This is a genomic window from Pseudoxanthomonas kalamensis DSM 18571 (assembly GCF_010211745.1).
GTDB classification, from domain to species: Bacteria; Pseudomonadota; Gammaproteobacteria; order Xanthomonadales; family Xanthomonadaceae; genus Pseudoxanthomonas_A; species Pseudoxanthomonas_A kalamensis.
Genome location: NZ_PDWQ01000006.1, coordinates 14,629 through 29,151 on the forward strand (window position 1 = coordinate 14,629; position 14,523 = coordinate 29,151).

General features: G+C 67.4%; 13 protein-coding genes. 6 read left to right on the top strand and 7 right to left on the bottom strand.

Annotated elements, in window-relative coordinates; all coding sequences use genetic code 11:
* Positions 1-29: 29 nt before the first annotated feature.
* Positions 30-518, top strand: coding sequence for an asparaginase domain-containing protein (locus CSC70_RS11995; protein ID WP_162457058.1), 489 nt, complete (start codon positions 30-32; stop codon positions 516-518).
* Positions 519-548: 30 nt separating this feature from the next.
* On the opposite strand, the gene CSC70_RS12000 is transcribed toward CSC70_RS11995, so the two are convergent.
* The gene (locus CSC70_RS12000; RefSeq protein WP_162456880.1) at positions 549-1,634 is read right to left on the bottom strand and encodes a branched-chain amino acid aminotransferase; all 1,086 of its coding nucleotides are present in this window, start codon (positions 1,632-1,634) and stop codon (positions 549-551) included.
* Positions 1,635-1,718: 84 nt separating this feature from the next.
* Positions 1,719-2,270, bottom strand: a complete 552-nt coding sequence (gene sufT / locus CSC70_RS12005) for a putative Fe-S cluster assembly protein SufT (protein WP_162456881.1) — start codon at positions 2,268-2,270, stop codon at positions 1,719-1,721.
* A gap of 163 nt (positions 2,271-2,433) precedes the next feature.
* On the opposite strand from sufT, the gene CSC70_RS12010 reads away from it, so the two are divergent.
* Together CSC70_RS12010 and CSC70_RS12015 are read left to right on the top strand one after the other, a co-directional pair.
* Complete coding sequence (locus tag CSC70_RS12010; protein WP_162456882.1) at positions 2,434-4,914, top strand: TonB-dependent receptor; 2,481 nt, start codon at positions 2,434-2,436, stop codon at positions 4,912-4,914.
* A gap of 57 nt (positions 4,915-4,971) precedes the next feature.
* Positions 4,972-5,424 carry a hypothetical protein gene (locus tag CSC70_RS12015; protein ID WP_246189421.1) on the top strand — a complete coding sequence of 151 codons (453 nt, stop codon included), beginning with the start codon at positions 4,972-4,974 and terminating at the stop codon, positions 5,422-5,424.
* Here the strand turns inward: CSC70_RS12015 and CSC70_RS12020 are convergent.
* Positions 5,390-6,778 carry an NAD(P)(+) transhydrogenase (Re/Si-specific) subunit beta gene (locus CSC70_RS12020; protein WP_162456883.1) on the bottom strand — a complete coding sequence of 463 codons (1,389 nt, stop codon included), beginning with the start codon at positions 6,776-6,778 and terminating at the stop codon, positions 5,390-5,392. The genes CSC70_RS12015 and CSC70_RS12020 overlap by 35 nt on opposite strands.
* Positions 6,775-7,074 carry an NAD(P) transhydrogenase subunit alpha part 2 gene (locus CSC70_RS12025; RefSeq protein ID WP_162456884.1) on the bottom strand — a complete coding sequence of 100 codons (300 nt, stop codon included), beginning with the start codon at positions 7,072-7,074 and terminating at the stop codon, positions 6,775-6,777. The genes CSC70_RS12020 and CSC70_RS12025 overlap by 4 nt, the downstream gene beginning before the upstream one ends.
* Before the next feature lie 130 nt (positions 7,075-7,204).
* Between CSC70_RS12025 and CSC70_RS12030 the strand changes: the two genes are divergently transcribed.
* Genes CSC70_RS12030 through CSC70_RS12040 form a run of 3 tightly spaced genes read left to right on the top strand, consistent with a single transcriptional unit; the run spans position 7,205 to position 8,560 of the window.
* A complete protein-coding gene (locus CSC70_RS12030; RefSeq protein ID WP_425501583.1) occupies positions 7,205-7,771 on the top strand; it encodes an RNA polymerase sigma factor in 567 nt (188 codons plus the stop codon).
* Entirely contained in the window at positions 7,768-8,112 is a 345-nt protein-coding gene (locus CSC70_RS12035; RefSeq protein ID WP_162456886.1) for a hypothetical protein, read from the top strand. Before CSC70_RS12030 ends, CSC70_RS12035 begins: the two co-directional genes overlap by 4 nt.
* A gap of 4 nt (positions 8,113-8,116) precedes the next feature.
* The gene (locus CSC70_RS12040) at positions 8,117-8,560 is read left to right on the top strand and encodes a DUF3106 domain-containing protein (protein ID WP_162456887.1); all 444 of its coding nucleotides are present in this window, start codon (positions 8,117-8,119) and stop codon (positions 8,558-8,560) included.
* Between the two features lie 7 nt (positions 8,561-8,567).
* Here the strand turns inward: CSC70_RS12040 and CSC70_RS12045 are convergent, their stop codons facing one another.
* From CSC70_RS12045 to CSC70_RS12055, 3 genes are all read right to left on the bottom strand, one after another.
* Positions 8,568-9,668 carry an NAD(P) transhydrogenase subunit alpha gene (locus CSC70_RS12045; protein ID WP_162456888.1) on the bottom strand — a complete coding sequence of 367 codons (1,101 nt, stop codon included), beginning with the start codon at positions 9,666-9,668 and terminating at the stop codon, positions 8,568-8,570.
* 76 nt (positions 9,669-9,744) lie between these two features.
* Positions 9,745-12,063 (bottom strand): DUF1631 domain-containing protein, encoded by a 2,319-nt coding sequence (locus CSC70_RS12050; RefSeq protein WP_162456889.1) that lies wholly within the window; start codon positions 12,061-12,063, stop codon positions 9,745-9,747.
* Between the two features lie 158 nt (positions 12,064-12,221).
* Positions 12,222-14,420 carry a DUF1631 family protein gene (locus CSC70_RS12055; RefSeq protein ID WP_211369484.1) on the bottom strand — a complete coding sequence of 733 codons (2,199 nt, stop codon included), beginning with the start codon at positions 14,418-14,420 and terminating at the stop codon, positions 12,222-12,224.
* Positions 14,421-14,523 lie beyond the last annotated feature (103 nt).

Sequence of the window (14,523 nt, forward strand, 5' to 3'; positions counted from 1 at the left end):
TTTTGGCTGCATCCGGGTTCGCACTGATGATGGATGACCTGCTGATCGTCACCACCGGCGGCACGATCGACAAGATCTACTTCGACGACAAGTCCGATTACCAGATCGGCGAGCCGCAGATCGGCATGATCCTGCGCGAGCTGGGCGTGGGCTTCCGCTTCAGCGTGATCCCGATCCTGCGCAAGGATTCGCTGCACATCACCGATGCCGACCGCGAACTGGTCCGCGCCACCATCGCCGCACAGCCCACCCGCCACGTGCTGGTGACCCACGGCACCGACAGCATGGTCGCTACCGGCATGGTGCTGAGGTCGATCCCGGACAAGACCATCGTGCTGACCGGTGCGCTGAGCCCGGCACGTTTCCGCGGCTCGGACGCCGAGTTCAACATCGGCTGCGCGGTCGGCGCCGTGCAATCGCTGCCGACCGGCGTGTACATCGCCATGAACGGCCGGGTCTGGGACCCGGCCAAGGTGCGTAAGAACGTCGAAGCCAACCGCTTCGAGGCGGCGGAATAGTCAACCGGCGCCCGCAGGCGGCGGGTTGTCTCAATCGCGCAACTTGACCATCCAGCCGTGCCGATCCTCGGCACGACCGTACTGGATGTCGGTCAGCGCCTGGCGCAGCGCCAAGGTGGTCTCGCCAGCCGGCGCATTGATGTCACCGACGCTGAAATCCTCGCCCTTCAACTGACCAATCGGGGTGATCACCGCTGCCGTGCCGCAGGCGAACACTTCGGTCACCTCGCCCGAAGCCACGCCGTCTCGCCATTCGTCCAGTGTGACCTTGCGCTCCACGACTCGATGGCCGCGATCGCGTGCCAGCTGCAGCAGGCTGGAACGAGTGATGCCCTCAAGGATGCTGCCGGAGATCTCCGGGGTGACGATGCTGCCATCGCGATGGACCAAGAACACGTTCATCCCCCCCAGCTCCTCCAGGTACCGACCCTCGACCGGGTCGAGGAACAGCACCTGCGAACAGCCTTGCTCGTAGGCCTGCTGCTGCGGCAACAGCGAGGCAGCGTAGTTGCCGCCGCACTTGGCCGCGCCGGTGCCGCCCTTGGCCGCACGTGCGTAGTCGGTCGACAGCCAGATCGACACCGGCGCCACGCCCTTGGCGAAATAGGCACCGGCCGGGCTGGCGATCACGTGATAGCTGGCTTGATGCGCACCGCGCACGCCGAGGAAGGCCTCGGTGGCGATCATGAATGGGCGGAAATACAGACTGGTTTCCGGCTCGCCCGGCGTCCAGTCACCGTCCACCGCGACCAGTTGCCGCAACGACTCGACGAACTCGTCCACCGGCAATTCCGGCAGCGCCAGTCGCCGTGCCGAACGCTGCAGGCGCTCGCCATTGGCCTGCGGCCGGAAGGTCCAGATGCTGTCGTCGGCATGCCGATAGGCCTTGATGCCTTCGAAGATTTCCTGCCCGTAGTGCAGCACCGAGGCGGCCGGATCCAGCGACAGCGGCCCGTAAGGCATCACCCGCGCATCGTGCCAGCCGCCGTCCTTGCTCCAGTCGATGGCGACCATGTGATCGGTGAAGTGCTTGCCGAAGCCGGGGTTGGCCAGAACGGCGGCCCGCTCGGCGGCGCTGCACGGATTCGGATTGCGGGTGATCGTGTACGTCAGCATCGTGGTCTTCGCTGGTTGCGCGGAAAGACCATTAGGATACGCCTTCGCCCGGGCGAAGGCAGGGGCGACCCGGCGTCCGTCCGTTCAGAACATTCCGGTTTCCAGCCGCGCGGCCTCGGACATCATGTGCCGTCCCCACGGCGGATCGAATACCAGTTCCACGTCGGCCTCGGACACGGTCGGAATCATCTCCAGCTTGCTGCGCACGTCGTCGACCAGGATCTCGCCCATGCCGCAGCCCGGCGCGGTCAGGGTCATCTTCACCTCGACCTGGCGCTGGCCGTCCTCGCGCGCCTGCACCTCGGCCGAATAGATCAGGCCGAGATCGACAATGTTGAACGGGATCTCCGGATCGAAGCAGGTCCGCAACTGCCGCCAGACCAGCTTCTCAACCTCGTCGTCGCTGGCGTCAGCCGGCAGTTCCAGCGCCGGCGGCGGTTCCTTGCCGATGGCATCGCCATCCTTGCCGGCGATCCGGAACAGGTTGCCGTCCACGAACACGGTATAGCTGCCGCCCAACGCCTGGGTGATGTAGCCGTAGCTGCCCGCCGGCAGGGTCACGGCATCACCCTGCGGCACCATCACCGCCGGGCAATCGCGTTCGAATTGGACAGGTTCGCTGGCGCGGGAATACATGACGGACAGGTGGGGGCGGTGCTGCTTTGCACAAGCTGTCATCTTACCGTCTTACCCTTCCATACGGCGCGCCAAAGGGTATAAACGGGCTCGCCATGGCAGCTGTCGGCCCAAGGAGGACTGACAGCATGTTTCCCGGAATCCTCCCACGGAGAAGCCCCGCATGCCCCGCCCGTCGCCATTCCATCCGGTCTGTCTGCAACGCAGCGTCCTGTCGTTCGCCCTCGCCGCCAGCCTGACTGCACCCGCATGGGCGCAGCAGCTCCCCGCTGCGGATGATGCAACCGAGTTGGACCGCATCACGGTGACCGCACAGAAGCGCGAACAGCAGATCCAGGAAGTGCCGATCGCGATCAACGCCTATTCCGGACAGTTCCTGCAGGACAACGGCGTGCGCGACTACGGCGACCTGGGCAGCCTGGTGCCGGGCCTGGAAGTGCGCACGCAGAGCGTCAGCAACCCCAGCATCTCGATCCGCGGCATCACTGCCGACCTCGACGATCCGACCCAGGAGCCGCGCATTTCGCTGTTCCAGGACGGGGTGTCGATCAGCCGCTCGCGCGGTTCGTCGGTGGAGATGTTCGACATGGAACGGGTCGAGGTGCTGCGCGGCCCGCAGGGCACGCTGTTCGGGCGCGCCGCCGAAACCGGCGCCCTGCATTTCATCCAGAACAAGGCCCGCAAGGGTACGTCCGCCGGCTTCGAACTCGGCGCCGGCAGCGACGACCAGCGCCGGTTCACCGGCTACTACAACACCGATCTGGGCGAAAACGTGCAGGGCCGCATCGCCGCCTTCTACGAGACCCGCGATGGCTATGTGGAGAACCTGGACGGCGGCACCCTGCAAGGAAAGGACACCCGCGCCGTGCGCGGTTCGCTGCATTTCGACATCGGCAACTCCAGCGGCATGGACCTGATCCTGAACTACCAGAAGGACACCCCACCCGGCACCGCGTTCCGCAGCATGGTCATTCCCAACACCCGCGGCAGCCTGGACCCCTATGTGGCCAACTCGCAGCGCGGCGAGGCACTGGGCACCGACCGCGAGGTCTACGGCGCCACCCTGCTCGGCGATTTCGCCCTCAACGACGCCTGGACGCTCTCCAGCATCACTGGCTGGCGTCGTTACGACGGCATGGACATCTTCGATTCCGACGGCTCGCAGACCGATCTGATCGAATTCGACGAACATGCCTGGGGCCGCCAGCTGAGCCAGGAATTCCGCTTCGACTACGACAACGGCGGCGCACTGACCGGTTTCGTCGGCGGCTCGTATTTCGACGAAAAGGCCAGTCGCGACCTGACCTATCAGGGCGACGAGCGTCAGCTGTATGCACTGTATTCGTCTACGCTCAACGACACCGTGACCGGCATCCTCGATGCCACTTTCCAGGCGCCCCCGTACAACCTGGATGCGGCGACCGCCGCCGCGATCGCCGCGCAATACGCCGACCTGTACTACCCGATCACCTCGATCCTCAACGCCGACGCCAGCCCCAACACCTCGGTTACCTCGACCTGGCTGCCCGCTCCGGTGATGCCGCCTACGGCGACCAACCCGCTGGGCTTCCTGCCGATTCCGCTGAACCCGGCGCACATGGAAACCTTCGGCAACGACGTGGCCATCCGCGCCTTCGACCTGTTCGCCGATGGCACCTGGCGTTTCGACGACCGCTGGTCGCTGACCCTGGGTCTGCGCGCCACCCACGAGCAGGTCGAATACGGCTACCACGCCGACCCCGGCAACTACACCGGCCTGGGTTACCTGCTGTCCGGACGCGGCACGCCGGCCTGCGCCGATCCCACGGCCGCGTGCACCAACCTGCTGTACCCGGCCACGGCCGGACGCCTGAGCGACGAAGGCAGCTGGACCTCGTGGGTCGGCCGTGCGGTACTGGGCTGGCAGATCTCCGACGACATCAACAGCTATGCCAGCGTCTCGCGCGGACGCCGTCCCAACATGCTCAACGTCAACGATCTTGGCAGCGAGGAAGTATCGGCCGAAATCGTCTGGAGTTACGAGCTGGGCGTGAAGGGCGCGGCCGCCGACGGCCGTTTCGTCTACGACGTGTCGGCCTTCTATTACGACTACAGCAACTTCCAGGCCTCGATCACCAACGACGCGCCACCACCGTTCTTCATCACCGCCAATGCCGGCCGCGCGCATGCGCTGGGCGTTGAAGCCTCGCTGTTTACGCGCTTCAGCGAGCACTTCGGCGGCTACCTCAACTATGGCTACATCAAGGGCGGCTTCAACGCCTTCGACAAGGACGGCACCTACCAGGAACTGGCCGGCAACGCCTTCCGGCTGACACCGGAAAACTCGCTGGCGCTGGGTCTGGACTGGAGCATTCCGCTCGGCAATGACCGCAGCCTGTACCTGCGCCCGAGCTACAACTGGCGCTCACATGTGTATTTCACCGACGAGAACCAGGCCGGGCTGGAACAGGACGCCTACGGCCTGTTCAACCTGCGCGCCGGCATGCGCTTCGGCTCGCGCTGGGAGATCGGGCTGTGGGGCAACAACCTGGCCGATGAGGAATACCTGATCGACGCCGGCAACACCGGCGCGACCTTCGGCATTCCCACCGTCATCGCCGGCGAGCCGCGCAGTTATGGCGTCAACGTGATCGCCAGATTCTGAACCGGCTGGGACGATGCAGGGCGGGACGGTATCCTGTCCCGCCCTGCCGGAATCCCGATGCCGTCCTCCGAAACTCCACGCCCGCAGCGCTGGCTGATCCCGGCACTGCTGCTGCCAGGCATGGCCCTGCTGGCGCTGCTGTGGACGATGCTGGCACTGCAGCTTCAACGCCAATGCGGGTGGATGGCCGTCGTCGGCGCGGTGGATGCGGTGCTGCTGTTGCGACTGTCCGGCATGGCACCGGGGATGGCGCGCACGCTGCTGGCCGTGCTGGCGACCGCAGCGACCATTGCGCTGACCAACTGGGGCATCGCCGCGATGCAGATCGGCGCACCGATGGGGCTGGGGCCGCTGGATGCACTGCTGAAGATGGGTCCAGCGCTGGCCTGGCAGCTGGCCCAGCTCGCCAACGGTGTGCCAGAACGGCTGTGGTCGCTGGCGGCGCTGGCCGTGGCCGCTCTGCTCGGCGCCGGCCTCAGTGGCCGCCGTCGAGCGCCTTCAGCTCGCTGACCAGCGCATTGGCCATCTCGGAGCCGTCGCCGTACAGCATGCGGGTGTTGTCGGCGTAGAACAGCGCGTTCTCGATCCCGGCAAACCCGGTGCCCTTGCCACGCTTGATGACGATGGTGTTCTTCGAATTCACCACGTCCAGGATCGGCATGCCGTAGATCGGGCTGGCCGGATCGGTCTTGGCCACCGGGTTGACCACGTCGTTGGCGCCGATCACCAGCGAGACGTCGGTGTTGGCGAATTCGGGGTTGATGTCGTCCATGTCAGCGATCAGGTCGTACGGCACGCCGGCTTCGGCCAGCAGCACGTTCATGTGCCCCGGCATGCGTCCGGCCACCGGGTGGATGGCAAACTTCACTTTCACCCCGCGCTCGATCAGCTTCTGCGTCAGCTCCCAGATCTTGTGCTGCGCCTGCGCCACCGCCAGACCGTAGCCGGGCACGATCACCACGCGCTCGGCGTAGGCCATCATCGCGGCCACATCGCTTGCCTCGATCGGCTTCATCGAGCCGCCGATCTCCTGCATCGCCGCGCCACCGCCACCGAAGTTGGAGAACAGCACGTTGCCGATCTTGCGGTTCATCGCCTTGGCCATCAGCCGGGTCAGCAGCATGCCGGCCGCGCCGACCATGGTGCCGGCAATGATCAGCGCCTCGTTGCCCAGCACGTAACCCTCGAACGCCACCGCCAGGCCGGTGAAGGCGTTGTACAGCGAGATCACCACCGGCATGTCGGCGCCGCCGATCGGCAGCGTCATCAACACGCCCAGCGCCAACGCCAGCGCGAAGAACGCCACGATCCACGGCATTGCCAGCGTGGCCAGCGCCATCACCCCGCAACCGATGGCGGCCAGCGCGACCAGCGCGTTGAACCACTGCTGGCCGGGGAAGGTGTAGCGCTTGTCCATGCGCCCGTCGAGCTTGGCCCAAGCGATGATCGAGCCGGTCAGCGACACCGCACCGATCAACGCACCGATCACGGCCAGCGTCAGGGTGAAGGTCGAAGGCGCCGGTTCGCCTGAGGAATACCGCACCAGTTCCACCGCACCGATCGCCGCGGCCGAGCCGCCACCCATGCCGTTGAACAGCGCCACCATCTGCGGCATGTCGGTGATCGCCACCTTCCTGCCCCAGACCCAGTTCAGCGCCACGCCCAGCACGATGGCGACCAGCATCAGCGCGATGTTGTGCAGGCCGGGCAGGAAGAACGTGGCGAGGATTGCCAGCACCATGCCAACGCCCGCCCACTGGATGCCGCTGCGCGCGGTCTTCGGGCTGGCCATGCGCTGCAGGCCCAGCAGGAACAGGGTGGCGGCAATGAAATAGCTCAGCTTGACCAGGGTCAGGACGCTCACTTGGCGTCTCCAGGCTTCTTCGAGGACTTGAACATCTCCAGCATGCGCTCGGTGACCACGTAGCCACCGGCCGCGTTGCCGGCGCCCAGCAGCACGGCGACGAAGCCGATGGCCTTCTCGAGCGTGGTGTCGGCGTGGCCAAGCACCACCATCGCCCCGATCAGCACGATGCCGTGGATGAAGTTGGAGCCGGACATCAGCGGCGTATGCAGGATCACCGGCACCCGCGAAATGATCACGTGCCCGGCGATCGCCGCCAGCATGAAGATGTACAAGGCCACGAAACCATCGCTCATCGACTACCCTCCCGGATACGGTGCCTGGCCCGCATGATAACCGCCGGCTGAATTTCGTGGCGAGCGGTCAACCGGTTTCGCCTGCAAGCGTTCTACCGGTCGTGAACCCGCTGCAGACAGGGCCTAAGCTGTGTTGGTGAGCACCTCGACCGTTACCGAAGCCGAAACCCCCGTGCGGACGCAGCAGCCGGCCACGCTGGAGGCGTTTCTGGCCGGTGTCGGCACCCGTGCCTTCCGCTTCGCCGAATCCGGCCTGCGCCAGCGCGAGGATGCGCTGGACGCGGTGCAGGAGGCGATGATGAAGATGCTGGCCTATGCCGACCGCCCGGCCGAGGAGTGGACGCCGCTGTTCTGGAGCATCCTGCGCCGCAAGATGGTCGACCTGCAGCGGCGCGGCAACTTCCGCCTGCGCTTCCTGGTCCCGGCCAGCGAGCGCAGCGAAGACAGCCTGATCGACTGGGCCGACCCCGGCGCCGGTCCGTCGCAGGCGCACGACCAGCGCGAGGCCTACCAGCAGCTGGTCCGCGCCCTGCGCGGCCTGCCCGCCCGCCAGCGCGAGGCCTTCACCCTGCGCGTGCTGGAGGAACTGGACGTGGCCGACACTGCCCGGGTCATGGGCTGCTCGGAAGGCTCGGTCAAGACCCATCTGTCGCGCGCGCGCGACGCATTGCAAAAGCAACTGGAGGATTTCCGATGACTTCGGACATCGACAACGAACGCTTCGACGGCCGGATCCGGCAGCTGCATGCCGATGCGCTGGCGAACCTGTCGCCGCAGACCCTGGCCCGCCTGCGTACGGCGCGGCAGCAGGCCGGCGTCCCGACCCGCCGCCGGCACGGATGGCGCTGGTTCGCCGCAGCCGCGTTTCCGGCGCTGCTGGCGGTGGCCATCGGCGTGCAGTTCCTGCCGTCGGCGCCAACGCCCCAGACCGGCACGACCGTCGCCACCGAAACCGACGGCTATACCGGCCCGCTGGACGAGAACCCCGACCTGTACCTGTGGCTGGCTTCCGACCCGTCCTTGATGGCGGTGGAGTAAGGACATGAACCAATCCCTGCGCAATTTTCGAATCGTGGCCCTGGGCCTGCTGCTGGCCACCGGCCATGCAGTCGCCGGCGACCCGCAAGCCCTGCCCGAGTGGGACAAGCTGACGGCACAGCAACGCGAACAGCTGATCGCCCCGATCCGCGAACGCTGGGACAGCGAGCCGGAACAACGGACCCGCATGCTGGAGCACGCACAACGCTGGCAACGGATGACGCCCGAACAACGCGAGAAGGCCCATCGCGGCATGCGCCGTTTCGAGAAGATGTCGCCCGAACAGCGCCGCGAAGCCCGCGCCCTGTTCGAGAAGATGCAGGGTATGGGCGCAGAACAGCGCAAGCAGCTGGTGACCGAATGGAAGGCGATGACGCCCGAGCAGCGCCGCGCCTGGGTCGAACGCAACCCGCCGCGCGACCCGCCACCCGGCCCGCCGCCGCGCTGAGCCGCTCTCAGCCGGCCGCCGCCGGCACCCGCTCGGGCCAGACCGTCTTGGCCAGCAACTCGTCGTCCCAGTCGAAGGCGAGCGCGCCGTCCTTCAGCAACAACGAGACGAAGTTGAACACGTTGCGGGCGAACATCTCGCTGGCGTGCACCGCACCCATGCTGGCCAGGTCCAGCGGACCGGCGATTGTCACCCCACCCTGTTCGACCGTCTCGCCGGGGTGGGTCAGTTCGCAGTTGCCGCCGGTCTCGGCGGCCAGGTCGACGATCACGCTGCCCGGCTTCATGCCCGCGACCATCGCCGCGCTGATGATCTTCGGCGCCGGTCGTCCCGGCACCGCCGCGGTGCAGATCACCACGTCGATGCCCTTCAAGTGCTCGGCCAACCGACGCTGCTGTTCCGCACGTTCCTCGTCGGTCAGCTGGCGCGCGTAACCGCCTTCGCCTGCGGCGCTGACGCCGAGGTCAAGGAACCTGCCGCCGAGCGACTCGATCTGCTCGCGGGTTTCCGGGCGCACGTCGAAGCCTTCGATCTGGGCGCCGAGACGCTTGCCGGTGGCGATGGCCTGCAACCCGGCCACGCCGGCGCCGACCACCAACACCTTGGACGGCCGGATGGTGCCGGCGGCGGTGGTCAGCATCGGGAAGAAGCGCGGCGCCAGCTGGGCGGCGATCAGGGTGGCCTTGTAGCCGGCCATACCCGCCTGCGAACTCAGGATGTCCATCGCCTGCGCGCGCGTGGTCCGCGGCAGGCGCTCCAGCGGGAAGGCGACGATGCCGCGGTCGCGGATCGCCTGCGCACGCACCTCGTCGGCCTGCGGATGCAGGGCACCGACCAGCACCGCGCCCGGCTTCAGGCCGGCGATCGCCGCCGCCGATGGCGGCTGCACGCACAGCACGATGTCGGCTTCATCCAGCGCCAACGCATCCACGACCTGCGCTCCGGCTTCGGCATAGGCAGCATCGACGAAACCGGCCGCCTGCCCGGCGCCGCGTTCCACCGCAACCGTTGCGCCTGCAACCGTCAGCTTCTTCACCGTCTCCGGCGTGGCCGCCACGCGCCGCTCGCCCGACGCTGTTTCCTTCAGTACCGCTACCCGCACTGCCATATCCGCCTCGCCGCATCCACGCACAGGGGGCAGATGCTAGCAAAGCCGCCGCTGCCGCAGGCGTTTTCCGGACGAATCAGGCGACGGCCTTGCCGGTATCCAGGCGATCGATCACGCCCTGCATGGCGGCGTCGAAGGCGTCTTCATCCTCGTGCTTGCGTAGCCGACCCATGCGCACCATCACCGCCAGTTCTTCCGGCGAGGCCACGCAGAAACGCACGCCACGCTTGTTGACGAACAGCAGGCGCGAGGAAATCGGGCTGACCCAGGACAGCTTGCCGGCCTGGACCTTGTTGTCCTTGTCGATGAAGTCCAGCCAGGTGCCCAGCGGCAGGTGGCGGAAATGGTCGGCGTCGGTGCTGTCGAACTCGTCGAGCAGATCGGTGCCGCCGACCAGCTGGATGACCGTGCTGTCCTCGCTCTGCGCCGGGCGCGGCAAGGCCACCTGCGGCAGTTCCGGCAGCCGCTTCTCCAGGTCCGGACGCGAAGCCGCCACCGCCTGCAGAGTGTCGTGCAGCGCATCGATGGCGGTGCTGGCCGCATCGGCGTTCATGCCGACGCTGGCGAACACCTTCTGCAGCTGCGGGCGCCAGGCCTGCAACCACGGCTTGCCGACGAACTGCATCTGCGCCTCGCCCAGTTCCTGCAGGACACCATCGGCCAGGGCCAGCGATTCGGCCAGGGTCGGGCCGTCCTCGCCCTCGCGCAGCACCGCCATCGCCGCATGGTGGGCCCAGGGCTGGCGCAGGAATTCCTCGATCGCCCCCGGCAGCCTGCGCCCGTCCAGGCGCGCGCCGAGTTCGCTGTCGATCCGGGCGCGCGCGGCCTCCAGTTTCTCCTGCCCGCGCTGGATCTCGGTCGCGCGCCGTTCGGCGATCTCGATCCGGCGCCGGTGCTGGGCCAGGAAGTCGCGGAATTCCTCTTCCAGCATCATGAAGATGGCCAGGTTCTCGTTGAACTCGGCCACCAGCCGGTCGACGACCTCTTCGACCTTGGCCATCAGCGTGCGTTCGGCGGCGCTCTCGCCACTGTTGCCTTCGCAGGCCTCGGCCAGCGCGTTCAGCAGGCGCCGCGCCGGATGGGTCTTCTGCACGAACATGCGCCGGTCCAGCAGCGCGACTTTGACGAACGGCACCACCAGCCGACCGATCAGTTCGCGCGGCCGGCCCTCGAGGTCGCGCTCGTCCATCATCACGTCGAACAGCATGCCGACCAGGTCGATGGCATCCTCGTCCAGCGGCGCCAGCTTGGTCGCCGACGTGTCCATTCCAATCTTGCTCGCGCTGTTCAGCACTTCGTTCTTGAGCCGCTGCGACAGCGATTCGCTGGTGTCGCCGATCGCCGCGCGCAAGGTGGCGCTGGGCGCGGACTGCAACAGCGACAGCACCGACATCATCTCGGTCTGCGACATCGCCCGTTGCTGCGCCACGTCCTCCACGACCGGTGCATGGCTGCCGCGCGACTCCTGCAGCAGCTGGTGCAGGGCCTGCAGCAGCAGGTCCTGCGCTTCGTTGCCACCGACCACGGCCGACGGGGGCGCGCCGACGGCAGTCGAGCTGCCTTCGGCATGGGCATCGCGGAAGGCGGCGATGCGGCTGTGGAAGCGTTCGGCCCACATCGGCGCGAACATCTCCTCGGCCGTGGCCTCGGCATAACCGCCCCCGGCGTCGGCATCAGCATCCTCGGGCTCGCCGGCCGGCGCCGGCATCGACGCGGCCCGCGATACCCGCCGCTGCGCCGCCGGCATTTCCGGGATCACGCCGGCCTTCTCCAGCCGGCGGTCGAACTCCTCGTAGTAGCGGCCCATGCCGGGCACCAGCAGGCGCTCGCACAGCTTGACCACCACCAGCCGGACCTCGAGCATCAGCTCGCAGGTGGCGAACGCTTCCTGCACGGCCTGGCCGACGTGGCCGGGGCCGATCGGATTCTGCTGCGCATCCAGTTCGGACAGTCCGGCGATCCATGCCAGCCGCCGGTCCAGCCTCGCCAGCACCGGCTTGTGTTCGCGCTGGATCACGCTGGCCAGATTGTGCGCGGCCAGTCGCGATTCCAAGTCCTGCTCGGACACCAGGCTCAGGTCCTGGCTGTCCGCGGTCGCGGTCTGAACGCTGTCGATCGACAGCGGCTGCCCGGACTCCAGCGCGGCCCAGGCCCTGCGCAGGTGCTCGTCGAAACGGGAGGCGATCTCGTCGCGGCGGCGGCGCAGTTCGCGCATGCCGTCGAGGAAGTGCATCTGGTTGGGGCCGGCACGCTCGGCGCGGTCGAACAGCGCGTCGTCGAAGCGCCCCAGCGAGGCGACGAACAGGCTGGTCAACGGCGAAATCGCGCCCTCGCGCGCCCACTCGAGAATCCTCGGGTCGCGGCGATCCGTGACGGCGGCTGTCTGGTCCGGCATGCGCAAGGCTCCCCCCTGCGGATGAACTCGTGTCGCCCGGGCCGAACCACAACCCGGTACCCGGGCATTCTATGGAGTTTTGCAGTGCAATATCCGTGATCGGATGGGCAGTTCGGCGCTCTCCCGGCATTCCGATACGAGCTGTAACGCGGATTCGGTCAGGCAGCGTCCAGGCGATCGACCACGCCCTGCATGGCGCTGTAGAAGGCGTCCTCGTCGCGATGCTGGCGGACCCGCTGCAGCTTGGCCAGCGCCGCCAGCTCCTCGGGCGAGGCGACGCAGATGCGCGCGCCGGTGCGGCTGACGAACATCCGCTTGGACGAGATCGGGCTGATCCACGACAGCTTGCCGGCCTGCACGCGGTTGTTGCGGTCGACGAAGTCCAGCCAGCTCCCCAGCGGCAACTGGCTGAAGTACTCGGCGGTGACCGTGTCGATCTCGACCTCGGCCCGGGCGTCGGCTTCCAGGCTGCCTTCGACCGGCGCGGGTGCGGGCGCCTCCGCGCTCAGTTGCTGCACCGTCGCGGCGGCGTCGGCCGATGCCGCCGAGCCGAGTTCGGCCACCAGCCGGGCCTTGATGTCGCGGATATCGGCCGGATTGCGGCCCTGCGCGATCCATGCCGGCTGCAACCAGTCCAGCATCGCCTGCCAACCGCCGGCGTCTTCGGCGCCCTTGACCGAGCCCTGCGCCTGCAGCAGGCCATCCAGCAGGGTCGTTCCGGCCTGCGCGCGCCCGCGCGCCTGCATGCCCGCCGCGTACGGCACCCAGTCGTCCAGCAGGCACTGCATCAGCGGCAACGGCAGGCTGCGCCCGGCCAGCTTCTGCTGCAGAAGTTCGCGTGCCCAGGCCTGCGCGTTCAGGGTCGCCTCGGCCAGACGCTCGCGTTCGGCCGTTTCGCGTTCGATTTCTTCCGTCTCGGCACGATAATCGGCGTAACTGGCATTGAAGTCGGCGCGCAATCCGCGGAACACCGCCTGACTCTCGTCGAACTGCTCGATCAGCCGGCTGATGGTCTGCTCGACCTGTTTCAGCACGTCCTGTTCCGGCGCGGTCTGGCCGCTGTTGCCGTCGCAGGCGTCGACCAGGATGTTCAGCAGCCGCCGCGCCGGATGGGTCGACTGCAGGAACAGTTGCCGATCCTGCAACGCGACCTTGGCCAGTGGCGCCATCAGCTTGCCCAGCAGCAATTGCTGGCGCGGTTCCAACTGGCTTTCCTCGAAGATCACCTGGAACAGCATGCCGACCAGGTCAATGATGTTCTCGTCCTCGGCCGACAGCCGCACCGCGCCCGGTTCCACCCCGAGCCGGGTCACGGTCTGCAACAGTTCCTGCTTGAAGTGTTCCAGCAGGTGCTCCAGCGGCTGCATCATCGCCGCCAGCACCGGTTCCGGCGCGATCTGCATCAGGGTCAACGCGGAGACCAGTTCACGCTGGCCCAGCACGTTCTGCGGGCCGCGCGCGGTCACCAGCGTGCGTTCGCCGGCCTGTTCGCGCAGTCCGCGCGATTCCTCCAGCAGGGCATGCAGTTCCGGCGGCAGGGTGGGCGCCTTGTCCGCGTCGGCAGCCGGCTTGGCCGAACCGGGGGCGCCGACCACGCCCTCCCATTCGACGAAGAACCGGGTCAGCCAGTCCGGTTCGGGTTCCTGGGTCTCCTCGGAACTGGGGATGGCGCTACCGCGCCGGCTGCGCGCGGTCAGGCTGTCGGGATTGCCGAATTCGCGGACCAGGCAACTCAACACCGTTTCGTAGATCGGTCCGAGCAGTTCGACCAGATCGCGTTCGCAGCACTCGACCATCAGCCGCCGCACCGGGCCGGGCACGTCGATCACGACGAAGGCGCGGTACACGGCCATGGCGATCTGCAGCGGCGAGAACGGGTGGCCTTCGGCATGGATGCGCAGGCCGGGATCGACCCAGCTCAGATAGCCGTTCAGCGCCAGCAGCTCGGACTTCCACTCGCGCGCCAGCGATTCGGCCAGGTGCCCGGTCGCCAGTTGCACTTCCAGCTGGTCGTTCTGCACCAGTCCCAGATCCGACGCCTCGTCGTCGAACGCCAGTTGGGTCGGCAGCGCCTCGCCGGATTCGAGCGCCTGCCAGGCGCGCACCAGATGGGTCCGGTACGCGGCCAGCATGGCGTCGCGGCGCTGGCGCACGGCGAACAGGCCTTCCTGGACCGGGCCACGGTCCATCTCCAGACGCTCGGCGCGCTCCAGCACGCTCTCGCGCAGGCCGTCGATGACATCGGTGAACGCATCCTGCAACGGCGGCAGCACCGTCTCCCTGAGCAGGGTCAGCAGACGCTGGTTCGAGCTGTCCGGTTTGTCGGGCGATACATTCGACGGCACGTAAGCAGACATCCTGTGGCTTGGGGACGGCGCAAATCGGCGACGCTACACTGTGGCATCCAGCCCGGTAGCCCGTCGTGAGCGTGGCGCAATTTGCCGGCCTTCACAAGCAAAG